Genomic DNA, 25,089 nt, shown 5'->3' on the forward strand with positions numbered 1-25,089 from the left:
GGCACCGCCGGGCTACTCGATGAACGTATCGCGCTCACCCCGCGTACCGGGAGAACACCAGCAGGTCATCGCGGCTGCCGTCGCGGAACCGTTCGGCACCCGTCAGCCAACCGGTCTCGGCGAAACCGGCGGCCAGGGCCACCCGTTGGGAGCCGGCATTGCCGCGGGCGCAGCGGATCGTCAGCGCCTGGTGCGGGCCGTCCGGGCCCAGGGCATAGGTGGCGACCGCATCCACTGCGGCGGCGGTCAACCGTCGACCGCGCGCATCCGGGTGGGTCCAGTAACCGAGCTCGCCGTGTGCCGCGTCGTCGCGCAGCCGGAACAGCGTGACCGCACCCAGGCAGCGATCCGTGCCGGTGTCGGCGACGCACCAGGTCCACTGGTCCTGCCGCGACTCACCCTCCCGGCACCAGTCCAGGAAATGCTCGGCCGCCGGCATTTCGTACGGGTACGGCAATTGCGGCATCCAGTGCTGGGTCTGCGGATCGCTGTTCGCCTCGACGATCCGCGGCAGATCGGCCTCGCTGAACGGTCGCAACCGCAGCCCGCGCTCGGCCAGGTCGAGCGTCGGCATCCGCGGTACGCCGCCCCGCGGATCGCCGGCGCGCAGGATCGCGATCCAGCTGTCGACCAGCTCACCACGCTGCCCGCAGTACCCGGGCAGCGTGCCCATCACCCGGAAGCCGAGCGACTCCGCCAGCCAGCGCGAGGGCCAGTTGCCGACGAACGCCAGCCAGGTCGCGGTCCGCGCCCCGGCTTCGTCGAACGCCCAGTCCAGCACCAGCCGGCAGCCGGCAGCCATGATCCCGCGGCCGCGGGCCGAGGGGTGCGCGGCCAGCCCGAGTGCCACCCGCCCCGGTACCTCGAAGCGCACGTCGATCGTGCCGCAGTAGCGGCGTACCCCCTCGATCTCCGCCTCCACCGCCCAACTCATCGTCCCGCCCGCGTCGACCCGGGTGGCGATGACCCCGAAGACGAAGTCCCGGGCGTCGGAATCGGCGTACGGCGTGGGCACCGTCGTCCAGCGCACCGTCTCCGGATCCCGGGACTGCTCGACCATCCCGGGCAGATCGGCCTCGGTGTGGGCGCGCAGCGTGACCCCGCGCTCGGTGTCGATCAGCGTCGGTACGGTGTCCGGCCAACCCTGGGGTGCCTGTTCGGTTGCCATGCTGTGATTCAATCGCACGCCGCCAGCGGTTTATTCTTGGCGCCATGATCAGCGACCAGGAGTGTCATAGACCCGGTTCCGCCCAGAGCCTGACCGATGACGGGCCCGGGGTGGCCGCGTGCTGACCGATATCCTGCTGATCTTCGTCTTCATCGTCATCGGCGGCATCTTCGCCGGTGCCGAGATGGCGCTGGTCTCGCTGCGGGACAGCCAGATCAAACAGCTCGCCCATCGCGGCAAGCGGGGTGCCACGGTCGCCCGGTTGGCGGCGAATCCGAACACCTTCCTCTCCGCGGTCCAGATCGGGGTGACGCTGTCGGGTTTCCTGTCCTCGGCCTTCGGCGGCGCGACCCTGGCGAGTTCGTTGGCTCCCCAGCTGGTACGCCTCGGCCTGCCGGACAGTGCGGCGGACCTGACCGCGCTGGTGCTGATCACGATCGTCATCTCCTACTTCTCCATCGTGCTCTCCGAGCTGACCGCGAAACGGCTGGCGATGCAGCGCGCCGAGGGGTTCTCCCTCGCCCTGGCGCCGATGGTGAACGGCATCGCGACCGTGCTGAGGCCGGTGATCTGGTTCCTCGGCGTCTCCACCAACGTCGTCGTGCGGGTGCTCGGCGGTGACCCGCGGGCCGCCCGCGAGGAGGTCACCGACGAGGAGATCCGCTCGATGCTCGCCACCTCGCAGACGCTGGGCCCGGAGGAGCGACGGATCGTCGACGACGTCTTCGATGCGGGGGAGCGGTCGCTGCGCGAGGTGATGATCCCGCGCACCGAGGTCGACTTCATCGAAGGTGACCTGCCGGCGTACAAGGCGGTCCGGCTGATGGCCGACGCACCGCACAGCCGGTACCCGGTGATGCGCGATTCCGCCGACGACATCGCCGGTTTCGTGCACGTCCGCGACCTCTTCGACCCCGATGTCGCGACCCGCTCCACCCCGGTGATCGAGTACGCCCGGCCGGTGCTCGCCTTCCCCGAGACGGTCAAGGTGCTCTACGCGCTCAGCGAGATGCGCCGCAACGCCGCCCATCTGGCGATCGTCCGCGACGAATACGGCGGCACCGCCGGCATCGTCACCATGGAGGACCTGGTCGAGGAACTGGTCGGCGACATCACCGACGAATACGACGTGGTCACCCAGGAGGTGCCGGCCCCGGTGCACGAGCGCGTCGTCGACGGGTTGCTGTCGCTGGAGGACTTCGCCGACCAGACCGGGCTGCGGCTGGAGGAGGGCCCCTACGACACATTGGCCGGCTGGTTCATGGCCCGCCGCGGCCAGCTGCCGACCCTGGGCGCCGAACTCGAGACCGAGCTGATCCCGCTGGAGGACGCCGAGGTCGAGGAGCCGACCCCGCGGCGCTACCTGTTCACCGTCACCGACCTGGACGGCCGCCGGGCCGCCCGGATCCGGGTGAAGCGGCTGGAGAGCCCGCGCACCGACGCCCCGCGCACCGACCACCCGCGGACCGAGGGCTCGGCGACGAACTGATTGGCGACCCGGGCGGCGTACCCAGCAGAATGAGCAGCATGCAGAACGCCAAGCCCCGCGCCCTCTCCCTGGCCCAGCCCAGTGCCGACTCGATGCACCTGGGGAACTACCTGGGGGCGCTGCGGCAGTGGGTGGACATGCAGGACGAGTTCGAGGCGTTCTTCGGGGTGGCGAACCTGCACGCACTGAACGAGAACCCGAAGCCGGAGGTGCTGCGCGAACGCAGCCTGGTCACCGCCGCACAGATCATCGGCGCCGGGATCGACCCTGAGCGCTCGGTGGTGTTCGTGCAGTCGCAGGTGCCCGAGCACACCCAGCTGATGTGGGCGCTGGCCCCGCTGACCGGCTTCGGCCGCGCCGAGCGGATGACCCAGTTCAAGGACAAGGCGGCCCGGCACGGTGCCGACTCGGCGAATGTCGGGTTGTTCATCTATCCGATCCTGATGGCCGCCGACATCCTGCTCTACCAGGCCGACAAGGTGCCGGTGGGGGAGGACCAGCGCCAGCATCTGGAGCTGACCCGGGATCTGGCGGAGAAGTTCAACGGCAGCTACGGCGAGACCTTCGTGGTACCGGGCCCGCACATCCTCAAGTCGGTCGGCAAGATCCAGGATCTGCAGGACCCGCTGATCAAGATGTCCAAGTCCACCCCGTCGGTGAACGGCCGGATCGATCTGCTCGACGAGCCGAAGGTGATCACCAAGCGGTTCAAGTCCGCGGTCACCGATTCCGGTACCGAGATCCGTTTCGATGAGGCCACCAAGCCGGGGGTGTCGAATCTGCTGAACATCCAGGCGGCCATCACCGGTACGCCGATCGCGGAGCTGGAGCGGGACTACGAGGGCAAGATGTACGGCCATCTGAAGGTGGGTGTCGCCGAGGCCGTGCTCGATGTGCTGGGCCCGATCCGGGCCCGGACGATGGAGCTGCTCGACGACCGGGCCGAGCTGGAGCGGCTGCTCGACCGTGGTGCGGAGAAGGCACGCGAGGTCGCCGCCGCCACGTTGACCGATGTCTATGACAAGATCGGGCTGCTGCAGCCCCCGGCCCGGGGGTGAACGACCCGGAGAACAGATGAGCGCCACCCTGCACGACCCCGACGGCTCGCGGTTGTTGACCACCGATCAGGTGGCCCCACTGCTGGCCGCGGCGGTCTCGCACGCCGGCGGCACGCTGGTCAGCTGGTCGCTGGATCATGTGGACGCCAACCCCAGCCAGTCCACCACCGCGACCTACACCGCGGTCGTCGACTGGCCGTTCGGGCGGCGCAACGAGCTGCTCGGGGTGAGCGCCCGGGCGCATGGGCGTACGCCGACCGACGAGCGCGCGGAGATCTTCGCCGACGGTGATCGCGAGGCGGTGGTCTGGTTGTATCCGCGCGACCCGGATCTGCCGGGACTGGCGCGGGCGGCGTACCCGGAGGAGATGGCGAAGCTGCTGTCCGGTGTCGTCGGCGTACCGCTGCCCCCCGAACGCGTGCGGCTGGACATGATCGGTTATCGGCCCAGGCGGCGGGCGGTGCTGCGCGCCACCACCGAACTGCCCACCCCGCAGGGCCCGCGGCGCACCGTGTTCTATGTCAAGGTGCTGCGCGAGGCGCTGTTCGGCGAGGTGCGCCACCGCCACGAGATGCTGCGCGCGGCCGGGGTACCGGCACCGCGGGTCGCGGCCGCCACCGGTGACTGCCTGCTGGTGCTCGACGAACTGCCGGGAATCCCGCTGAGCAAGGCGATCTTCGATCCCGAACCGCCCTGCACCGCCGAGCAGCTGATCTGGGTGCTGGACTCGATGCCCCGGCAGGTCGCGGCGTTGCCGCGGCGGGCGCCCTGGTCGGATTCGGTGCGGCACTACGCCGAGATGGTCACCCAGGCGATGCCGACCCTGGAGCACCGGCTGCGCTGGCTGGCCGATGAGATCAGCAACGGGCTGGCCTCGGTGCCGCTCGGTGACGAACCCACCCACGGCGACTTCCACGAGGGGCAGATCCATGTGGCCGGTGGGCAGATCTGTGGGCTGCTCGATGTGGACACAATCGGCCCCGGTCGGCGCGCCGACGACCTGGCCTGCCTGGTCGCGCACCTGTCGACCGTGCAGCGGATGAACGCCCAGCAGGCCGCCCGGGTCCGGCACCTGCTCGCCACCTGGGTACCGGTCTTCGACGAGCGCGTCGACCCCACCGAACTGCGGCTGCGCGCCGCCGCCGTGGTGATCTCGCTCGCCACCGGCCCCTATCGCGGCCAGGAGCAGAACTGGCAGGCCGAGACCGTCGGCATCGTTGACGCCGCCGAGACCCTGGTCTCCCAGGTCCTCTGAGTTCGGGACCCCCGCTCATCGAGTAGCCCGCCATGCGGAGCGCCAGCGGAGCAATGGCGGGCGTGTCGAGATGAGGCGGCTGGTCGAGCGCAGCGATCTTGCACCCGTTCGGTCCACTGTGCACCCGTTCCTTGCGGGTGCAGTGGGTGCACGATGAACCGAACGGGTGCAAGATCGGCGATGCGGCTTTTCACGCCCCGGCGCGGAAGCCCAGCTGGCGGCCGCGGGTGAGCAGTTTGCGGAAGGCCTCGCGATCGTCGAGGTCGCGCCAGATCCACCGGATCACCCAGTACCCCTGGCGGCGCAGAGCTTCTTCGCGCTGCTTCTCGGACAGGATCACCTCGGAGATGTCCTGGCCCGGTTTCAGCATCCGGCCATACTTGATCTGTCCGTCGAACTCACCGACCACGCGGCAGTCGTCCCAGAGGAAGTCGGGGCGGGCCACGTAGTCGCCCTCCTCGTTGTAGATCTTCACCTGCAACCGTGGCGCGGGCACCCCGAGCTCATGCATCAGCCAGCGCGAGTGTGACTCACCGACCGACTCACTGGCCGCGTCCCCGAAGCGCACCACCTCGCGGGCCGTCACATTGCCGGGTGCCCGGTGCTCATCGAGGAGTTCGAGCACCTCGGCGCGGTCCAGCCCACGGGCCAGTGCCCTGTCGACGGCGGCAACGGCATGGATCGGAGGGAGTACGCGCGCCAGATCCATCACGGTCCAGGCGAGCGAGGTGATCGGTCCGTGCTCACCGGCCACGACATGGTCGGTCGGCACCCTGCCGCGGTGCAGATGCAGGGAGCCACCGACCTTGCCGCTGGCCCCCGGGCGGGTGATCTGCACCGGGCCGAGCATCGTGTCGGGCACCGGGAGATCGTGGGCCAGCGCCGCAGAGAGGTGGCTGAGACAGGCGCCCGGTCGTAATCGGGGCACCGTCGCTTCGATGCGCTGCAGGTGCTCGAGTTCCTTGGCGGTTCGGGCACCTGGCCCGGCATCGGACGAGCTGGCACCGTCCGACTCGGGGGTGCGATAGACACCGCGGCGCACCTGGATGAGCCTGCCCGCGGCGACCTCGATCCTGATCTCATGGGGTCGAAGCCCCTTGGCCGCGAGCTCTTTGCTGGTGATGAACATCCACCCAGCCCAGCGCAACTCCGGCGCCGATGGGGCGGTGGGACGGGTTTCGGCCCGAAATCTGTGGACAACTTCTGATCTTGCACCCGTTGGGTCCACTGTGCACCCAATCCTCGCGCGTGCAGTGGGTGCACGATGAACCGAACGGGTGCAGGAACGAACGGGCCCCGGAACCGATTGGTCCCGGGGCCCGCTCAGCGCGTCAACGGTTCAGCCGCTGATCCCGCGTGCGGAGTTCCAGGTGATCGTGCCGCCCTGGAAGTTCTGCTTGCACTCCCAGGCGCCGTTCACCGGCCCGCAGACCTCCCGGAAGGTCGGGTAGCCGTAGCGGCCGGTCTCCCAGCCGGTGGAACCCCAGTAGTCACCGATCAGGCCCCAGGTCGCCCAGGCGCCGGAGTAGGGCGAGTAGTGGATCATCCCGCCCTGGAAGCGCTGGGCGCAGCCGCCGTCACGCAGGCCGCAGAACTCGCCCTCGATCGGGTAGCCGAGCTGGCTGGTCTCCCAGCCCAGCTGGGCGTACCGGTCGTAGATCGCGCCGTAGACCGGCTGCGCACCGGTGGCCGGGCTCCAGGCGATCAGCCCGCCCTGGAAGCGCTGGGTGCAACCACCATCGCGCAGCCCGCAGATCTCATCGCCGGTCGGGTAGCCGAGGATGCTGGTCTCCCAGCGCATGCTCGCGTACCGCTCCCCGATGGCACCCCAGACCGGATGCGCACCGGTCGCCTGGGTGAAGTAGATCAATCCGCCCTGGAAACGCTGCGCGCAGCCACCATCACGCAGCCCGCAGAACTCGTCCGAGGTCGGGTAGCCGAGCTGGCCGGTCTCCCAGCCGAGGCTGGCCCACTTGTCCAGGATCGCGCCCCGCACCCACTGCGGAGCGGTGGAGTTCGAGTCATAGATCCCGCCGCCCGCGAAGTAGCGGAAGCAGCCGCCGTCGCGGAGCCCGCAGTTCTCCGGTCCCCGGGCCGGACCGACCGGTCCCTGCTCGCCGCCGAGCGACTTCCACTTGGCGGTGATCGGCGAGTCCGGCGTGGGCGTCGGGGTCGGTGTGGGCGTCGGGGTCGGCGTGGGTGTCGGGGTCGGTGTCGGCGTGGGTGTCGGGTTCGGACCACCGGCCGCCTGCAACCCGACCAGCGCCGGGTCGTGATCGGAGGCCGCCCAGACGTCGGGGGTGTAGAAGTCGGTCACGTTGTAGTTGCGCCGCGAATACTGCATCGCCACCGACTCCGCGGCGTTGATCGCCCAGATCCCGGCACCGGAGACCAGCTTCTGGGCCTCGGCATTGGCGAAGATGTGGTCCAGCGAACCGACCCGGCCACCGAACTGGTAGGTCGGCTCATCGGGGTTCTCGACGTTCTTGTATCCCGCCGCCTCGATGATCTGGACCGGTTCCTCCTTGCTGTAGGAGTTGAAGTCACCGATCAGCAGCACCGGCTTGCCGGCGAAGGTCTGCTCCGCCCAGCCGGTCACCGCGGTCGCCTGCTCCTTGCGGGCCGGGTTGGAGTTGCCCTGCCCGGTGCCGTCGTCGGGGCCGGAGCCCTTGGACTTGAAGTGGTTCGCGATCGCGACGAAGTTCAGCGAGGTGCTGGTCGAGCGGAACTCCTGCGCCAGCGGGTAACGGGCGTTGGCGAACGCATCGTCCAGCTGGATCTGCGAGGCCCCGACCGGGGCCACCTTGCCCTTGTTGTAGATGAACGCGGTCCGGATCACGTCCTCACCGCTGGGAGTGACCAGCGGGCTCGGTACCGCGGCCCAGTTGCCACCGGCGGCGTTCAGCTGTTCCACCAGGTGGTTCAGGGTGTAGTCCCGGTCGCGCTTGATCCAGGTCAGCCCGGCCGAGTTCTCCACCTCCATCAGCCCGATGACATCGGCCCCGGAGGTGTTGATCGCCTTCACCACCTTGTTCTGCTGATCGGTGAACGCGCTCGGGGTCCAGGCGCCGCGCACCTCGCAGTCCCGCGCGGTGACCGGCGTACCGTTCCGGTCGGTGTAGGCGTTGCACGGCTTGACCGCGTTCTCCTGCTCACCCAGATCGGTGAAGTAGTTGAGGATGTTGAAGGTGGCGACCTTCAGCTCACCGGGAACCTGCGGCGGTGCGGCGGGCCGGTCGTTCTCGCTGGTGATCGGGATCAGGTCCGAGCCACTGCCGACGACCTGCCCGGTCGGCTGGAAGTTCCACTGGAAGCGATAGTCCAGGATCACCGGCTTGGTGAACTCCAGCTGCGAGCCGACCCGGCGCGGGGTCTCCTGCGACAGGTAGGGCAGCGGCGATCCCTTCGCGGTGGCGTTGGTCTGGTAGTTCCAGCTGGAGCCGTCGTCGAGGGTGATCAGCTTCTTCACCTGCTCGGCCTCGTACGCCGCCGCCTGCTGGTAGGGCACCCGGTCGGTCGGGGTGTAGAGCGGCTTGTCGCCGAACGCCATCCCGAGCTGGCCGAACTGGTTCAGTTGGTAGTTGTCGGAGATCGTGTACGTCCCGGCGGGCTGCACCAGCATCCCCTCGTACGCCTCCTTGTCGGCATCGGTGACCGGCAGGGTGGCCAGCGGTGTCGGTACCACCGGCGCACAGCCCTCCACCGCGGACAGCGTGATCCCGGTCAGCTCGGTCAGCGACTGGGCGCCGCTGGTCGCGCTCCCCGGGTATTCGGTCACCTTGCCGGTGACGTCGTAGCAGCGGCCGACCTCGACCGAGGTGTTGCCGAACGCGAACACCCCGTCCGAGGCCTGGCCGGCGGCCTTCGGCGTACCACCCGAACCCGGGGTCTGCAGATAGAAGCCGTTGAAGCCACCGGTCGGGTAGTTGGCGGTGACCACCCCGCGCACGGTGACGGTCTGGTCGACCAGCGGCGAACGGTCACCGGGGCCCTGCACCTCGGCGATCGGCACCGGTGCACCCGGGGTGACCGGGGCCGTCGGGGTGGCGGTCGGGCTGGCCGTCGGGGTCGGGGTGGTGGTCGGCGGGGGCGTGCTGCCGCCGCCGTTGGTCGGGCTCGGGTCACCGGTCCGGAAATCGGCGGCATTGTTGTCGGTGTCCTCACCCGGGACGGTCCGGAACGCCGAGGTGGAGTTGGTCAGCGCCGGGGTGGCCGCACCCTCGAACCGGCTGGCGGTGCCGTAACCGACCAGGTCCACCACCGCACCGGCGGCATCGGTCAGCTGCACCGCGCCACTGGACGCCGACATCGCGAGCCCACAGGTCACCTCCGGGGTCGGCAGCGCCGCACCCCCACCGGTGCCGGCACCCTGCTGGGTGAGGAAGTACGCCGTCGGCTGCACGGTGCCGGTCAGCGTGCAGGTGCCACCGGAGCCGCCGCTGGCGGAGAAGTATTCGAGCTTCCACCCGGTGACGTCGATGGCGGCGGCCGTCGGGTTGTAGAGCTCGATGAAGTCGTTCTTCAGCGGGGCACCGGAGTTGCCGCCGCCGCCGTAGACCTCGTTGATCACCAGGTGATCGCTGGCCTTCGGGGCTGCCGGGGCCGCCGGGGCCGCAGCGGTGCCGCCGGTCGAGGTCGGGTTCGGAGTGGGCTGTGGCGCGACCGGTGCGGCGTACGCCGGTGTCGCGACCAGGGCCGAGCCGGCACAGAGCAGGCTGGCCACCGCCGCGAGCGCCGCGCGCGGTCTGATCCGCGTCGTGGGTCGGATCCGTGACTTGGTCATGGGTGAGGGCTCCCCGGGTCTGGTGGATGGGCGTGGAACAACCAGAAGCTATCGGCTCGGCGCCGGTCTGGGGACCCCGCAAGTTCCACGGTGCCAAAGATTCACCGGCGGTCCGTCAGGCCGTTACCTGAGTTCAACCGCCGGGGGCGCGAGTATGGTGCTCCCCATGAGCGGTCAGACCGAATCCGGAACCGAGTTCAAGTCCGTCTATGACGCGGACTCGCTCGCCGACTTCGATCCCGCGACCCAGCTCGGCGAGCCGGGCTCCTACCCCTACACCCGCGGTGTCTATCCGACGATGTACACCCAGCGACCCTGGACGATGCGGCAGTACGCCGGTTTCGGCACCGCGACCGAATCCAATGCCCGCTACAAAGAACTGATCGCCAACGGCACCATGGGCCTGTCGGTCGCCTTCGATCTGCCCACCCAGATGGGCCACGACTCCGACGCCCCGCTGAGCGCCGGCGAGGTCGGCAAGGTCGGGGTGGCGATCGACTCGATCGAGGACATGCGGATCCTCTTCGACGGCATCGATCTGGGCGAGGTGTCCACCTCGATGACCATCAACGCGCCGGCCGCGGTGCTGCTGCTGCTCTACCAGCTGGTGGCCGAGGAGCAGGGTACGCCGGCCGCCCGGCTCACCGGCACGATCCAGAACGATGTGCTCAAGGAGTACATCGCCCGCGGCACCTACATCTTCCCGCCGGAACCCTCGCTGCGGCTGATCTCGGACATCTTCGCCTACTGCAAGGCCGAGATCCCGCGCTGGAACACCATCTCGATCTCCGGCTACCACATGGCCGAGGCCGGTGCCACACCGGCGGAGGAGATCGCGTTCACCCTGGCCGACGGCATCGCCTATGTGCAGGCCGCGATCGACGCCGGGTTGGCGGTCGATGACTTCGCGCCCCGGCTCTCCTTCTTCTTCGTCTCCCGCACCTCGATCCTGGAGGAGGTGGCCAAGTTCCGCGCCGCCCGCCGGATCTGGGCGAAGATCATGACCGAACGCTTCGGTGCGAAGAACCCCAAGTCGCAGATGCTGCGCTTCCACACCCAGACCGCGGGGGTGCAGCTGACCGCGCAGCAGCCCGAGGTGAACATGGTGCGGGTGGCGGTGCAGGCACTGGCCGCGGTGCTCGGTGGCACCCAGTCGCTGCACACCAACTCCTTCGACGAGGCGATCGCGTTGCCGACCACCAAGTCGGCGCGGCTGGCGCTGCGTACCCAGCAGGTGATCGCCTACGAATCCGATATCGCCAAGACCGTCGACCCGTTCGCCGGGTCCTATGTGGTGGAGTCGCTGACCGACGACGTGGAGGCCCAGGCCTGGCAGCTGATCGAGCGGGTCGATGAGCTCGGCGGCGCGGTGAAGGCGATCGAACAGGGTTTCCAGAAGAACGAGATCGAGACCTCGGCGTACCGGATCGCGCAGGAGATCGATTCCGGCGAACGGGTTGTGGTCGGGGTGAATCGGTACACCATGGAAGAAGAGGACCGTTACGAGCCGTTGCGCGTCGACCCGGCGATCGGGGAGCAGCAGGCGGCCCGGTTGGCGACGCTGCGCGCCGGCCGCGACGATGCCGCGGTGAAGGCCGCGCTGGTGGCGGTCCAGGAGGCGGCCCGGGGGAGCGACAATGTGCTCTACCCGATGAAGGAGGCGTTGCGGCTGTCGGCCACCGTCGGCGAGGTCTGCAATGCGCTACGAGAAGTCTGGGGAGTCTACGAACCGAATGATGCGTTCTGAACAGGAGGCGGCCGCACCGGCCGGTGGCGGGGTGATCGAGGACCAGCAACCTCCGCGCGCCGGCCGGGAACGGACCGACCCCACGGCGGTGGCCGCCCGGATCGACGAGGTGGTCGCCGAGCTGGAACCACGGCTGATCGCCTACCGCCGGGACATGCACGCCCACCCCGAGCCGAGCCGCGAGGAGCACCGCACCACCGCCCGGATCCGCGGCGTACTCGAATCCCTCGATCTGGAACCCCAGGGGTTGGACGTGTCCACCGGGCTCTACGTCGACGTGCTGCCGCGTGGCCAGCGCCGGACCCCGCGGATCGGGCTGCGCGCCGACATCGACGCCCTGCAGCTGCTGGACACCAAGGACGTGCCCTACCGCTCGACCCACGAGGGTGTGGCGCACGCCTGCGGTCACGATGTGCACACCACGGTGCTGCTCGGTACCGCCGCGGTGCTGGCCCGGCTGCGTGACGAGGGACTGCTGCAGCGCGGGGTACGCCTGCTCTTCCAGCCCGCGGAGGAGACCATCGGCGGCGCCAGCGACATGGTCGCCCAGGGTCTGCTCGACGAGCTCCGCGAGGTGTACGCGCTGCACTGCGATCCGCGCACCGAGGTCGGCCGGGTCGCGCTGCGCACCGGCGCGATCACCTCGGCCTGCGACCGGTTCTCGGTCCGCTTCATCGGCCCCGGCGGGCACAGCTCCCGGCCGCACCTGTCGGCCGATCTGGTGATGGCGATCGGTGCGGTGATCACCGAGGTGCCCACCCTGTTGTCGCGGCGGATCGACCCGCGGGTCGGCGCCTCGATGGTCTGGGGTCAGGTGCGGGCCGGCAATGCCGCGAATGCGATCCCGGCCACCGGTGAGCTGTCCGGCACGCTGCGCTGCCTGCAGCTGGAGGGCTGGCAGCGGGCCCGGGACCTGGTGCCCGAACTGATCGCCCAGGTGGCCGCGCCCTACGGCGTCGAGGTCGAGGTGGACCGCTCCGAGGGCATCCCGCCGACGGTCAACCATCCCGGCGGCACGGCCCGGCTCGCCGAGGCGGTGCGCACCATGCTCGGTGTCGACGGGGTGGGGGAGACCGAGCAGTCGCTGGGCGGGGAGGACTTCTCCGAGATGCTGCTGCGGGTGCCGGGTGCGCTCGGCCGGCTCGGCGTACGCCCCCTCGGTCAGCAGGACTGGCCCGATCTGCACCGCCCGGAGTTCGACGTCGACGAGCAGTGCCTGGCGATCGGGGTGCGCGTGCTGTCCGCGCTGGTCGCGCTGCGCGGCGATCCGGCACCCCCGCGCAAGCGGCCCGCGAGCTGACCCCCGGGCTGAGCGCACTCTCACCGACGGGTCGAGGTCAGGCCTCGCCAGTCGACGAAATCCGGCTCTAGGCTGTGGGTGACACCACCCCCCGCTTCCCGAGGAGTCACCCATGTCCCGCTGGTTCGCCCGCGGCCTGCTCAGTCTGGCCGCCGCCGGCGCCCTCGCCGCCGGTCTCGCCGGTCAGGCGTACGCCGCACCCCCGACCCCCGAACCGACCGACCGCCCGGACCCGGCCCTGCAGCAGGCGGTCCGCCGCGATCTGGGCATCAGCTGGGAGGAATACCTGACGCGCGGCGCCCAGGCCGAACGGGCCAGCGAGCTGGACCGGCAGCTGGCCGGCACCCCCGGGTATCGCGGGGTGGTGCTGCAGGGCAGCCAGATCGTGGTCACCGGTGACGGCAGCAAGGTCGACGGTGCGGCCCGCGCCAAGGGGGCCCGGGTGACCGCCGCCGGTCGGCGCGCCGCCAGCGCGGACCCGATGCTGCAGAAGTACCTCACCGAGGTGGGCCCGGACGGGCTGGCCGCGCTGCAGGTCACCGCCGACGGCTGGACGGTCACCGTCGACCAGCCGGACCGGGCCCGGACCAACCGGTCCGGTCGTGCGGTCACCCCGCAGCAGTTCGCCGAGCAGAACCCGGGGGTCGAGGTGCGCGCGGGCCGGCCCGCCGAACGCCGCGCCGTGGTGCTCGGCGGCCAGGGCTGGGTCGGTACCCCGGCGGGGGTGCTCTGTTCGGTCGGTTTCGCCGGATTCGACACCAGCGGTCGGCAGGAGATGCTGACCGCCGGGCACTGCACCCGCGACAACAGCGTCGATCAGGCCTGGTTGGAGGCCGACCGCAGCCAGTTCCTGGGCAACCGCACCTTCTCCCAGTTCGGCGGGCCCAACAACGCCACCAACACCCAGTCCACCGCGGGCACCGACATCTCGATCTTCGGCGGCGCCCAGCAGGACCTCCGGCCGCTGGTGGACACCTACGGCGGCCAGTCCAAGGTCACCGGGGTGGTCACCCCGGTCGTCGGCGCCCCGGTCTGCGACTCCGGGCGGACCAGCCGATCCTGGCGCTGCAGCACGATCACCGGTGTCGGGCCGTTCGCGGTCTACGGCTTCCGCGGTGACGACGATGTCCGCTGGGTGAACGGCTTCGAGACCCCGATGACCACCCTGGGCGGTGATTCCGGCGGTTCGATGGTCAGCGGGCTGAAGGCCGTCGGGGTGCTCAGCGCCGGCGGCAACTACGGCGGTGTCGAATACTCCTTCGGCTCCGATCTGGCCGTCTACCGGCAGCAGCTGGGCCGCCAGATCGAGATCTATCTGGGTACGCCGTCCGCGCCGCCCGCCGCGCCGGGCAGCACGGTCACCGGCCGGGTACCGGTGGATCGCGGGGACACCATCGCCCCGGGTACCACCGTGCGGGTGGACGGGGCGAACGGGACCGTCGCCCAGGTGGCCGCCGACGGCAGCTTCACCTTCACCGCGCCGAGCAACGGCACCGCGGTCACGCTGACCGTGCAGAACGGTTTCAGCCGCTCCGGCAGCTTCACCTGGGACCCGCGCTACGGTTCGGCGACCGGCCCGCGCAACTGTGGGCTGCGCGACGGCGGCTGCTTCCAGAACTTCGCCACCGGGGCGGTCTACTGGTCGCCGAACTCCGGTGAGCACCAGGTCAGGGGCCGGATCTATGACAAGTGGGGTTCGCTCGGCTGGGAGAACGGCCGGCTCGGTTACCCGACCGGTGACGAACAGTGCGGACTCGCCGGTGGCGGCTGCTACCAGCAGTTCCAGGGCGGGCGGATCTACTGGAGCCTGCCGACCGATGCGCACCCGGTCTGGGGCGAGGTCGGCAAGGAATACCAGGCCGTCGGCGCCGAACAGAGCACCCTGAAGTATCCGACCGGTGATGAGATCTGCGGCCTGCGCGACGGCGGCTGCCGGCAGGAGTTCACCGGTGGCAGCATCGGTTGGAGCGCGAAGACCGGCGCGCACGCGGTCTGGGGCCGGATCGCCGAGCGGTGGAACAGTCTCGGCGCCCAGAACGGCATGCTCGGCTGGCCCACCAGCGGCGAGATGTGCGGGTTGAGCGAGGGCGGTTGCTGGCAGCGGTTCGGCGAGGGCCGGATGTACTACACCCCGCAGCTCGGCGCCAACCCGGTCAAGGGCGCCATCGGGCAGAAGTGGGATGCGACCGGTTTCGAGAACGGCACCCTCGGTTATCCGACCGGGCAGGAATACTGCGGACTCGCCGGAAACGGTTGCCTGCAACGATTCCAGCGCGGCTCGATCTATTGGAGCCCGGCCACCGGGGCGTACTGGATCCGCGGTGCGATCCGGGACAGCTGGGGTGCCAACGGCTGGGAGGGCGGCCGGCTCGGTTACCCGACCAGCGACGAGCAGTGCTGGATCGCCGGCGGCTGCTTCCAGACCTTCACCGGCGGTTCGATCTATTGGAGCGGCCCCTCGGGTGCCTGGCCGGTCTGGGGCGCGATCCGCGAATACTGGGGTGCGAACGGCTGGGAGGCCGGTCGCTTCGGCTACCCGACCTCCGGGGAGAGCTGCACCAACTCCGGTACGCCCCAGGCGGTCTGCCGGCAGAGCTTCCAGAAGGGCACCATCACCTGGGCGGCCAGCGGGGGTGCCAGCGGCTGATCCTGCCCGGACGGTCAGTCTGCAGGGCGGCTTGAGGGTCAGGTCACGGTTTGGCCAACTCCCGGCGGGTGGGGCGCCGGCGCTGATAGATCTTGCGCCGGCGTCGCGATCGGGCGCGCCGTTCGCTCAGGAGCAACCATGATCAGATCCACCCTGTCCGCGTTGGCGGTGGTGGCCACGCTCGCGCTGGCCGCCGCCCCGGCGTACGCCGTCCCCACGGCGACCCCAACCCCCACGGCCACACCGACCCGCACGGCCACACCGACCCGCACGGCCACCCCCGTCCAGCAGCGTCAGGCGACCGCGACGCCGACGGCGGAGCCGACACCGACCGCGGAACCCACACCCAGTGCTGAACCCACGCCGACCGCGTCCCCGACACCGTCCCCGACGCCCACGCCGACCCCGCTGCATCCGGTCGACCAGAAGTACGCCGACCTGGGCGGTGCCGCTGGTTTCCTCGGCCAGCCCACCATGGGCCTGGCCTGCGGGCTGAAGGACGGCGGCTGTTTCCGGCACTACCAGGGCGGCTCGATCTATTGGACCCAGGCCACCGGGGCACACTTCACCCGCGGTCTGATCAAGGATCTCTGGGCCCGGCAGGGCTGGGAGACCGGTGAGCTCGGCTATCCGACCATCGACGAGTTCTGCATGAAGGACGGCTGCTTCCAGGGATTCCAGGGCGGGGACATCTACTATTCGCCCGCCGGTGGCACCCATGTGGTGCCCCAACGGGTCTGGGGCACTTATGTCTCGGCCGGCGGAGCCAGCGGGATCCTCGGTTACCCGACCGGTGACCTCAACTGCGGCCTGGTCCGCGGCGGTTGTTTCCAGACCTTCCAGAAGGGCTCGATCTACTGGTCGCCGGAGACCGGGGCGCAGTGGATCCGCGGCGTGATCGCCCAGAAGTGGGGTTCGCTCGGCTGGGAGACCGGTTTCCTCGGCTACCCGACCAGCAATGAGCAGTGTTGGATCGCCGGGGGCTGCTTCCAGAACTTCCAGGGCGGCAAGATCTATTGGAGCCTGAGCAGCGGCGCGCACTTCGTCCGCGGCTCCATCTTCGACCGGTGGGGTCAGCTCGGCTGGGAGAACGGCTTCGGCTTCCCGACCAGCGATGAGAACTGCGGGCTGCGCGACGGCGGTTGCTTCCAGACCTTCGGCAAGGGTTCGATCTACTGGTCCCCGCGGACCGGCGCCCAGGAGGTACGCGGGGCGATCGCCGACAAGTGGAGATCGCTCGGCTGGGAGACCGGCTTCCTCGGCTACCCGACCAGCGGCGAGTTCTGCGGCCTGCGGGCCGGCGGCTGCGGCCAGCGGTTCCAGAACGGCTCGATCTACTGGTCGCCGAACACCGGTGCGCACTTCGTCAAGGGCGCGATCCGCGAGGAGTGGGGCCGCTACGGCTGGGAGCAGGACTTCGGCTACCCGACCACCGACGAGATCTGCGGGATGAAGAACGGTGGCTGCCGACAGGTCTTCGAGGGCAACGACCACATCTACTGGTCGCCGCAGACCCCTGCCTCGGCCGTGCCCCAGGAGTTCATGGAGCCCTGGGGACGCTACGGCTGGGAGACCGGCCGGCTCGGCTACCCGCTGAACCCCTATGTGCAGGATCTGCCGGACGGGCGCACCGAGTTCGGGGTCCAGTACCAGGGTGGCTGGATCTTCTACCAGTTCCGGGACTGGAACAACCTCGGCCCGGCGCAGGTCCAGTGGCGGTGACCTGCTGAACCGACAGCGACGGGCCGCCGGGGCGTACGCCTCCCGGCGGCCCGTCTCGCTGTTCGGGGAATATTCCCTCATGATTTGCCCGTTCCCGGCATGACCCGCGTATGATTGACAGGTCAACATCCGCTGCAACTTCACGCTGAAGGCAGCGGCCCCCATCCGGACGGCCGACCAACGAACTCAAGACACACCGGTGGCGTACTGCCTCTGCGCGCCGGTCGAGGAGAGCTGTGGTCCCCACCTGGGTCTGGATCGCGACCATCGTCGGCATCGTCGCGCTCCTGCTTTTCGACTTCTTCTTCCATGTCCGCAAGGCGCACACCCCGACGCTGCGTGAGGCCTCGATCTGGTCGGCGCTCTACGTCGGAATCGCGATCCTCTTCGGTATCGGCGTCTGGATCTTCGGCGGCACCGACATGGGCCAGGAGTATTTCGCCGGCTACGTGACCGAGAAGGCGTTGTCGGTGGACAACCTGTTCGTCTTCCTGATCATCATGGCGAGCTTCAAGGTGCCGCGCGCGGACCAGCAGAAGGTGCTGCTGTTCGGCATCGTGTTCTCGCTGATCGCCCGGACCGCGTTCATCGCCGTCGGCGCCGCGCTGATCAACAGCTTCGCCTGGATCTTCTACCTCTTCGGGTTGATCCTGATCCTGACCGCCGGCAATCTGCTGAAAAAGGAGGCGCAGGACGAGGACGACGACGATGAGGCCAACAACTTCATCATCCGGATCGCGCGCCGCTTCCTGCACACCTCCGACGAGTACGACGGCGACAAGCTCTTCACCGTCAAGGACGGCAAGAAGATGCTCACCCCGATGCTGCTGGTGATGGTGGCGATCGGTGGCACCGACATCCTCTTCGCGCTGGACTCGATCCCGGCGATCTTCGGGCTCACCCAGAACGTCTTCATCGTGTTCACCGCGACCGCGTTCTCGCTGCTCGGCCTGCGCCAGCTGTACTTCCTGATCGACGGCCTGCTGGACCGGCTCATCTACCTGTCCTACGGGCTGGCCGCGATCCTGGGCTTCATCGGCGTCAAGCTGATCCTGCACGCACTGCACGAGAACAACGTGCCGTTCATCAACGACGGCGAGAAGGTCAACGTCGTCGAGATCACCACCGGCCTGTCGTTGAGCGTGATCATCGGCGTCCTGGCCGTCACCGTGATCGCCTCCCTGCTCAGCCCCAAGGGCCGGGCACTGAGCATCGCCAAGAACGCCCGGCGCCATGCCCAGCAGTACCTGGATGCCGACTACGAGTCCGATCCTGCGCTGCGGGAGAAGAACTACCAGAAGCTGCTGGAGGAGGAGCGGCAGTTCCGCGAGCTCGATGAGAAGCAGCGGGTCTGGGTGAAGGATCACGAGCAGGAGACCGCGGAGCTGATCGCCGAGGCGCATCGCGAACACGATCGGGCCGAGACCCAGTCGTGAGATGATCCGGTAGGTGAACGTGGTCATCGTCGCCGTCGGCGTCCTGCTCCTGCTGGTCGCCGTCACGGTCGCCGTCGTCGCCTGGCAGCGGAGCCGGGATGAGATCTTCATCGGTCCCACTCCCGGCCTGCTGCCGGCGCCCGGCCAGCCGGTCCGCGTCGAACGGGTGCGGCCTGGCCGGGAGTACGCCGGGGCGGTGGCGGTGCAGTTCCAGCCGCCGCGCGATCTGGCGCCCGGGCTGGTCGGCACCATCGTCGACGGGCACGCCGAGATGCGCGATGTCACCGCCACCATCATCGATCTCGCGGTCCGCGGGTTCCTGCGGATCCAGTCGGTGGGTGCCCCGGAGGCGGGGCAGCAGGACGGCCGCGGCAGGGGCCGGAAGGCCAAGCAGGACTGGATTCTGGAGGCGCTGCCCAATCCGCCGGCCGATGCTCGGCCGTTCGAGGCGGCGCTGCTGCGCGGCCTGTTCCGCACCGGACCCAGGGTGCGGATGTCCGATCTGCAGGCGGGCGCCGGTCAGGCGATGCGCGAGGCCCAGGTGGACCTCTACCGGCAGGTCGTCGCCAACGGCTGGTATCCGCGGCATCCCGCCGCCTCCGGTGGCAAGCTGCGCATCTGGGGCACCCTGTTGCTCATCCTCGGTCTGATCGCGGGGCTGCTCACCGTCTCCCTGGCGCTCACCCTGCGGGCGGAGTGGTGGGCGCTGGCCGGCCCGATCGCGGCCGTCGTCGGCGGCCTGGTGCTGCTGCTGGTCGGGCGCCGGGCCCGGGTCGGGCGCACCGCCACCGGGACCGCGGTCGCGATCCAGGCCCGCGGGTTCAAGCAGTATCTGACCACCGCCGAGGCCGATCAGATCCGCTTCGAGGAGGCCTCGGAGATCTTCAGCCGCTATCTGCCCTACGCGATCGTCTTCGGCGTCGCGGACCACTGGGCGAAGGTGTTCGGCGAGGTCGCGAAGCGCTACCAGGCCCAGCTCGGGGTGGCCGGTGGTTACACCGCCGGCGACGCGCTGTTCGACCTGATGTGGTTCGATCTGCTCACCGACGGCGACCTCGACCTGTTCAACCTGCCGGAACTCTTCGGCGGTCTGGACATCGGTGACGCCGGGATCGGTGACGTGCTGAGCGGCTTCACCGACAGCGTGGACAGCTTCGTCGACTCCGCGAACGGTTTCGACCTCCCCGACCTCGGCGGCTGCGACGGCTGCGACCTCGACCTCGGTGGCTGCGACGGTTGCGGCTGAGCCCCCGCCACGTTCATCGAGTGGCTCGCGCAGCGAGCGCCCCACCACGTTCATCGAGTAGCTCGCGCAGCGAGCGGCCCCGCCACGTTCATCGAGTAGCTCGCGCAGCGAGCGTGTCGAGATGAACCCGTACGCCGGTTGAGCGAGCGAGGTACGAGCGAGTCGAAGCCAGCGCCCGTGGTGAAACCACCCCTACTTGCGTGAAACCCCCACTGCAGCAGGGGTTTCGAGCACCGGAGGGTGGTTTCACGGGAGCCACCGGTTGGTGCGGTTCATCTCGACACGCCGACCATTGCTCCGCTGGCGCTCCGCATGGTCGGCTACTCGATGAACGTGGGGGAGGCCGCTCGGCGTGGTCGGCTACTCGATGAACGTGGGTGCTGCGATAAATCGGATGCGCGGCCCGGGAGTGCGGCTCATACTGGATGAGTCGCGGAGCGGCCGGGCCGGAGGAGCTCGGTTACCTCTGTCACAGGATGAAAAGGCCGCGGGTTCGACTCCCGCCCACCTTCGGGTGCGTAGCTCAGTGGTAGAGCATTTCACTTCCGGGAGCCATCACCATGCCCGGCCGTTCGCGACAGGTGCGGGCCGACGATGATCGGTTATCTGGCATACCTGGTTCGATTCCACTCTCGCCCATTCGGCGGGGATTCCGGTCGTCACACCCATGCCCGCACCGCCCAACAATCCAAGCACCATTGACCAATCACCGAGCACCGTGGAGGAGGAACCACCATGGTCGACATCCTGAAGCTGATCAACCTGCGGCGTACCCCGCAGGCGATGCTCGCACACCCCGATCAGCGGCCGAACGCCGCGGGTGGCCACACCTTCGTCCTGGACGACGTGGCCCGGCTGCGCCGGTTCCTGGTGCTCGGTACCGACTCGGGCACCTACTACACCAACGCCCCCGAGCTCACGCTCGACAATGCCGAGGTGCTGCTCCGGCTCTGCACCGATGATCCGGATTCCTTGCTGGCAACGATTCGCGAGGTCTCGCTGTCCGGTGCCGCGCCGCGGCAGCAGCCGACGCTGTTCGCGCTGGCCGCCGCCACCGCGCGCTGCGACGAGCCGCACCGTCGGCAGGCGCTGGCGATGCTGCCCGAGATCGCCCGCACCGGCACCCAGCTGTTCCTGTTCACCGGTTACGTCGAGCAGTTCCGCGGCTGGGGTCGTGGGCTGCGTCGCGCGGTCGCGTCCTGGTACGCCGATCAGCCGCTGCAGAAGGTCGCGTACCAGACCGTCAAGTACCGTTCGCGGGCCGGTTGGACGCACCGTGACCTGCTCCGGCTGGCCCACCCGGCCACCACCGACGAGGCCCGTCGGGCGCTGTTCGAGTGGGTGGTCCGTGGCACCGACGTGTCCGGGATCGACGGGCTGCAGCAGGTGGCCGCGTACGCCGCGGCGCAGCAGGCGACCGGTGCCGAACTGGCCGAGCTGATCACCGCCGGTGACCTGACCTGGGAGATGCTCCCGGATCGGGCGCTGGCGCGGCCCGAGGTCTGGGAAACCCTTGTCCGCAAGGGGATGCCGATGACCGCGCTGTTGCGTCAGCTCGGCCGGCTGACCAAGCTCGGGGTGCTCGGCCAGGGGCGTGAGCTCACCGAGCTGGTGGCCGACCAGCTCACCGATGCGGATCGGCTGCGGGCGGCCCGGGTGCACCCGCTGCAGGTGCTGATCGCGCAGCGCACCTACGCCCGCGGGCGTGGGGTGCGTGGCTCGCTCACCTGGCAGCCGGTGCCGCAGCTGGTCGATGCCCTGGATCAGGCGTTCGACAAGTCCTTCGCCGCGATCCGGCCCACCGGCAAGCGGCTGCTGCTCGCGGTCGACGTCTCCGGTTCGATGGGCTGGGGGCAGATCGCGGGTACGCCGATCACCCCGCGGGAGGCGGCCGCCGCGATGGCGCTGGCCACCGCCCGGACCGAGTCGGCGTACCAGCTGCTCGGCTTCTCGCACCGCTTGGTGCCGTTGCCGGTCACCCCGCGGCAGCGACTGGACGACGCGCTGTCGGCCATGGGACGGGTGCCCATGGGTGCGACCGACTGCGCGCTGCCGATGCAGCACGCGCTGCGGGAGAAGTTGGCGGTGGACGCCTTCGTGGTCTACACCGACAACGAGACCTGGTACGGCAACGAGCACCCGCACCAGGCGCTGCAGCGCTACCGCGAGCAGACCGGGATCGACGCGAAGCTGATCGTGGTCGGGATGACCGCAACCGGTTCCACGATCGCCGTACCCGACGACCCGGGCATGCTCGATGTGGTCGGCTTCGACGCCTCGGCGCCCGCGGTGCTGGCCGACTTCATCACTGGTGACGCCGGCTGAGCAGGCGCCATCGGGTCGAAACCGGCGTCCCGGGTCGCTCGGAAACTCAACCCTGGATGAGTTTCCGGGCGGCCCGCAGGGCCTGCACACCGTCGGTGCGGGCGGTCTCTTCACGCTCAGACTGCAGTTGGAACAACACCCCGTGGGTGAATGCCGACTGCCCGGCAGCGGTCGCCGCGGCAGCCAGCCCCGGCAACTGCTCACGGACCAGCGCGCAGTCCTGGGCGATGCCGAGGGTCTGGGTCACCCGCTTCCAGGCGGTCGCGATCTCCGCCGCGTCCGCACCGAGCGTGGGTGCGGCAGCCTCCCAGGCGTAGCGGGCGGCCTTGGCCCGCTTGCGGACCAGATGCCAGGCCGGACCGGATGCCTCGTCCGCGCTCTTCCGCGCCTTCTTCCAGGCCTTCAGCACCCGCCGGTCCGCGCGCTCCAGGAACTCGGGCAGTGCCCCCTTGGCGCGCGCTCCGGCGTACTCACCGAAGGGCGGTTCGGCGATCAGCTCCATCAGCGCGGTGCCCAACCGGGCGTAGCGCGGCGAATCCATCGCCGCGAGGAGCAGCTGATGCGCCGCCTGCTGCTGCTCGGCCAGCGCCCGGTCGAGCTGGGTGTCGACGGAGCCGACGACCGCGGTCGCCGGCAGATCGGCCACCTCGGCCCGCAGCAGCTCGGCCAGCACCGCCGGGTCGCGGGTCGCGCCGAGCAGGCCCGCGTACCACTTCAGCTCATCGCGCAGCGGATCGGTGACCTCGCGATCCAGCACCGACCGGAAGGTGCGCAGCGTGCTCCGCAACCGCCGCGTCGCCACGCGTACCTGATGCACCGGCTCCACCTCACCGGCCCGGACCTGCGGTTCCAGCGCCTGCAGCACCCCGACCTGGGTGGCCAGGTAGTCACCGAGCACCCGGGCCGTGGACGCCTTGCGGGGACGCGGAGGCTCCTCCGCCTCGGCCAGCCGTTCACCCATCGCCTGCACCAGCTTCGACACCGATGCCGAAACCGGTACGCCACCGGCGGCCAGCACCTCGGTGACCCGCTCCAGCAGCTCCTCATCGCCGCGGGTCAGCTCGACCTCCAGCTCCCGCCAGGACTCCTCGGTGCCCCGGCGGGTCGCGGTCACCGTGTCATCGCAGAGCACGGCCAGCGAACCGCCGCGGGGCCCGGTCAGCTGGATCTCGGTGCGCCGGGTGCGCAGCTCGACGACCGGTACCAGGGGAGCCTCGCCGATCACCTCCGCGACCTGCGCGCGCAGCGCCTCGGGCACCAAGCGGGCCCGCGAGCCGGTGGTGAGTGGCAGCTGCATCTCGGTCCGGCTGTCACCGTCCCCGGGCAGCTTGAGATGCCAGCCGGAGTCATGGCCGCCGGTCCGCCGACGCAGGGTGCGGCGATTGCGCGCCAGCAGCAGATCCGGGGTGTCGTAGTAGACCGCGCTCAGCTGATAGGTCTTCCGCTTGCCGAGGGTGACGACCTCACCCAGCTCGGGGATCGGCTGGTCGGCGTCGATCCGGAACTTGCGCTCGGTCTCGGTGCTCCGCTTCGGGGTCATCGCGCGGTCCACCCGCCGTCGACGACCACATCGCTGCCGGTGATCATGCTGCCGTGGGGCCCGGCGAGGAAGGCGATCAGCTGGCCCAGATCACCCGGGTCGACGAACCGCTTCACCGCGTGCGGGGCCAGCATCACCTTCTCCACCACCTCGTCCTCGCTCATCCCGTGCGCCTTCGCCTGATCCGGCACCTGGTTGGCGACGATCCCGGTCCAGGCATACCCGGGATTCACGCAGACACTGGTGACACCGTGCTCGGCCCCCTCCAGTGCGGTCACCTTCGACAGACCCTCGAGTCCGTGTTTCGCTGCCACATAAGCGGATTTGTACGCCGAGGCGACCAGTCCGTGCACCGACGACACGTTGATGATCCGGCCGAAGGACTGGGCGTACATGTGGGGGAGGCAGGCCCGGATCAGCAGGAACGGTGCCTCCAGCATCACCCGGTTCAGCAGCCGCCAGCGTTCCGGGTCGAAGTCCTGGATCGGGGTGACCTGCTGCAAGCCGGCGTTGTTGACCAGGATGTCGGCCTCCAACCGCAGCTCCTCCAGCTGCCCGGTGTCGCCCAGGTCGACCACCCACGGTTCCCCGGAGATCTCCCCGGCGAGCTGTTCGGCGGCTGCTTCATTGAGGTCGGCGACCACCACCTGCGCACCGTGTTCGGCCAGGGCACGCGAGGTCGCGGCGCCGATCCCGGAGGCTCCGCCGGTGACGATCGCCCGCCGGCCGGCGAGGGGCTGGGTCGCATTCTGTTCCGACATGGGCACAGATTACCGGTCGGCCCAGACCCCCGAGCTGCCGCGTCGGTGCGAGTCGACCAGGTGGGTGTCGACCATCCCGACGGCCTCCATCAGCGCGTACATCGTGGTCGGGCCGACGAATCGGAAGCCGCGCTTCTTCAGTGCCTTCGACAGGGCGAGCGATTCGGCCGACCGGGTGGGGATCTCGGCGAGGGTACGCGGCCGCGGGGTGTCGGCCGGCTGGTGGGACCAGATGAACTCCTCCAGTCCACCGTCGGCGCGCAGCGCCACCGTGGCCGCCGCATTGCCAATGGTGGCGAGGATCTTGGCCCGGTTGCGGATGATGCCGGCGTCGGCCAGCAGGCGTGCCACGTCGCTGTCGTCGAAGGCGGCCACCCGGTCCGGGTCGAAACCGGCGAACGCGGCACGGAAGTTCTCCCGCTTGCGCAGGATCGTCGCCCAGCTCAACCCGGACTGGAAACCCTCGAGGCTGAGCCGCTCGAACAGCCCGTGCTCGTCGCGCACCGGCATGCCCCACTCGGTGTCGTAGTAGTCCCGCAGCAGCGGATCGCGGGCCGCCCAGGCCGGGCGGGCCAGGCCGTCGTCACCGATCACCACATCGCTGCTCATGTC

The 25,089-nt window shown here is 69.7% G+C and carries 15 protein-coding genes and 1 pseudogene; 10 read left to right on the forward strand and 6 right to left on the reverse strand.

Annotated features, from left to right (window positions below; all coding sequences use genetic code 11):
• Window positions 1-34 precede the first annotated feature (34 nt).
• A complete protein-coding gene (locus C8D81_RS17415) occupies window positions 35-1,168 on the reverse strand; it encodes a GNAT family N-acetyltransferase (protein WP_133626477.1) in 1,134 nt (377 codons plus the stop codon).
• A 118-nt stretch (window positions 1,169-1,286) separates the two neighbouring features.
• Here C8D81_RS17415 and C8D81_RS17420 point away from each other — a divergent pair.
• From C8D81_RS17420 to C8D81_RS17430, 3 genes and pseudogenes are all read left to right on the forward strand, one after another.
• Window positions 1,287-2,649, forward strand: a pseudogene (locus tag C8D81_RS17420) (hemolysin family protein); the annotation flags it as partial.
• Between the two features lie 46 nt (window positions 2,650-2,695).
• Window positions 2,696-3,715, forward strand: a complete 1,020-nt coding sequence (gene trpS / locus C8D81_RS17425) for a tryptophan--tRNA ligase (protein WP_324252526.1) — start codon at window positions 2,696-2,698, stop codon at window positions 3,713-3,715.
• Window positions 3,716-3,731: 16 nt separating this feature from the next.
• Window positions 3,732-4,970: a phosphotransferase gene (locus C8D81_RS17430; RefSeq protein WP_094405635.1), complete on the forward strand. Its 1,239-nt coding sequence runs from the start codon at window positions 3,732-3,734 to the stop codon at window positions 4,968-4,970.
• Window positions 4,971-5,160: 190 nt separating this feature from the next.
• Here the strand turns inward: C8D81_RS17430 and C8D81_RS17435 are convergent, their stop codons facing one another.
• Window positions 5,161-6,099: a type IV toxin-antitoxin system AbiEi family antitoxin domain-containing protein gene (locus tag C8D81_RS17435; protein ID WP_094432530.1), complete on the reverse strand. Its 939-nt coding sequence runs from the start codon at window positions 6,097-6,099 to the stop codon at window positions 5,161-5,163.
• Between the two features lie 210 nt (window positions 6,100-6,309).
• A complete protein-coding gene (locus C8D81_RS21985; protein ID WP_133626478.1) occupies window positions 6,310-9,753 on the reverse strand; it encodes an ExeM/NucH family extracellular endonuclease in 3,444 nt (1,147 codons plus the stop codon).
• A gap of 166 nt (window positions 9,754-9,919) precedes the next feature.
• Between C8D81_RS21985 and C8D81_RS17445 the strand changes: the two genes are divergently transcribed.
• The 7 genes from C8D81_RS17445 to C8D81_RS17480 all read left to right on the forward strand — a co-directional run bounded on the left by C8D81_RS17445 (window position 9,920) and on the right by C8D81_RS17480 (window position 22,176).
• Window positions 9,920-11,500: an acyl-CoA mutase large subunit family protein gene (locus C8D81_RS17445; RefSeq protein WP_094360007.1), complete on the forward strand. Its 1,581-nt coding sequence runs from the start codon at window positions 9,920-9,922 to the stop codon at window positions 11,498-11,500.
• The gene (locus C8D81_RS17450; protein ID WP_094405638.1) at window positions 11,490-12,800 is read left to right on the forward strand and encodes an amidohydrolase; all 1,311 of its coding nucleotides are present in this window, start codon (window positions 11,490-11,492) and stop codon (window positions 12,798-12,800) included. Before C8D81_RS17445 ends, C8D81_RS17450 begins: the two co-directional genes overlap by 11 nt.
• 112 nt (window positions 12,801-12,912) lie before the next feature.
• On the forward strand, window positions 12,913-15,447 hold the full coding sequence (locus C8D81_RS17455; protein ID WP_133626479.1) for a hypothetical protein: 2,535 nt from the start codon (window positions 12,913-12,915) through the stop codon (window positions 15,445-15,447).
• A gap of 138 nt (window positions 15,448-15,585) precedes the next feature.
• Complete coding sequence (locus C8D81_RS17465) at window positions 15,586-17,169, forward strand: hypothetical protein (RefSeq protein WP_166646870.1); 1,584 nt, start codon at window positions 15,586-15,588, stop codon at window positions 17,167-17,169.
• A gap of 236 nt (window positions 17,170-17,405) precedes the next feature.
• Window positions 17,406-18,605: a TerC family protein gene (locus C8D81_RS17470; protein WP_094360015.1), complete on the forward strand. Its 1,200-nt coding sequence runs from the start codon at window positions 17,406-17,408 to the stop codon at window positions 18,603-18,605.
• Window positions 18,606-18,618: 13 nt separating this feature from the next.
• Entirely contained in the window at window positions 18,619-19,851 is a 1,233-nt protein-coding gene (locus C8D81_RS17475) for a DUF2207 domain-containing protein (protein ID WP_094432540.1), read from the forward strand.
• Between the two features lie 735 nt (window positions 19,852-20,586).
• Window positions 20,587-22,176 (forward strand): TROVE domain-containing protein, encoded by a 1,590-nt coding sequence (locus C8D81_RS17480; protein ID WP_133626481.1) that lies wholly within the window; start codon window positions 20,587-20,589, stop codon window positions 22,174-22,176.
• Window positions 22,177-22,222: 46 nt separating this feature from the next.
• Here C8D81_RS17480 and C8D81_RS17485 read toward each other — a convergent pair whose 3' ends face one another.
• The 3 genes from C8D81_RS17485 to C8D81_RS17495 are packed head-to-tail and all read right to left on the reverse strand — an operon-like array spanning window position 22,223 to window position 25,086.
• Window positions 22,223-23,716, reverse strand: a complete 1,494-nt coding sequence (locus tag C8D81_RS17485; RefSeq protein ID WP_133626482.1) for a CYTH and CHAD domain-containing protein — start codon at window positions 23,714-23,716, stop codon at window positions 22,223-22,225.
• Window positions 23,713-24,477: a 3-hydroxybutyrate dehydrogenase gene (locus tag C8D81_RS17490; RefSeq protein ID WP_094360027.1), complete on the reverse strand. Its 765-nt coding sequence runs from the start codon at window positions 24,475-24,477 to the stop codon at window positions 23,713-23,715. The genes C8D81_RS17485 and C8D81_RS17490 overlap by 4 nt, the downstream gene beginning before the upstream one ends.
• Before the next feature lie 9 nt (window positions 24,478-24,486).
• On the reverse strand, window positions 24,487-25,086 hold the full coding sequence (locus C8D81_RS17495; RefSeq protein WP_133626483.1) for a DNA-3-methyladenine glycosylase I: 600 nt from the start codon (window positions 25,084-25,086) through the stop codon (window positions 24,487-24,489).
• Window positions 25,087-25,089 lie beyond the last annotated feature (3 nt).

It is taken from the genome of Enemella evansiae, from assembly GCF_004362375.1.
Lineage (GTDB): Bacteria > Actinomycetota > Actinomycetes > Propionibacteriales > Propionibacteriaceae > Enemella > Enemella evansiae.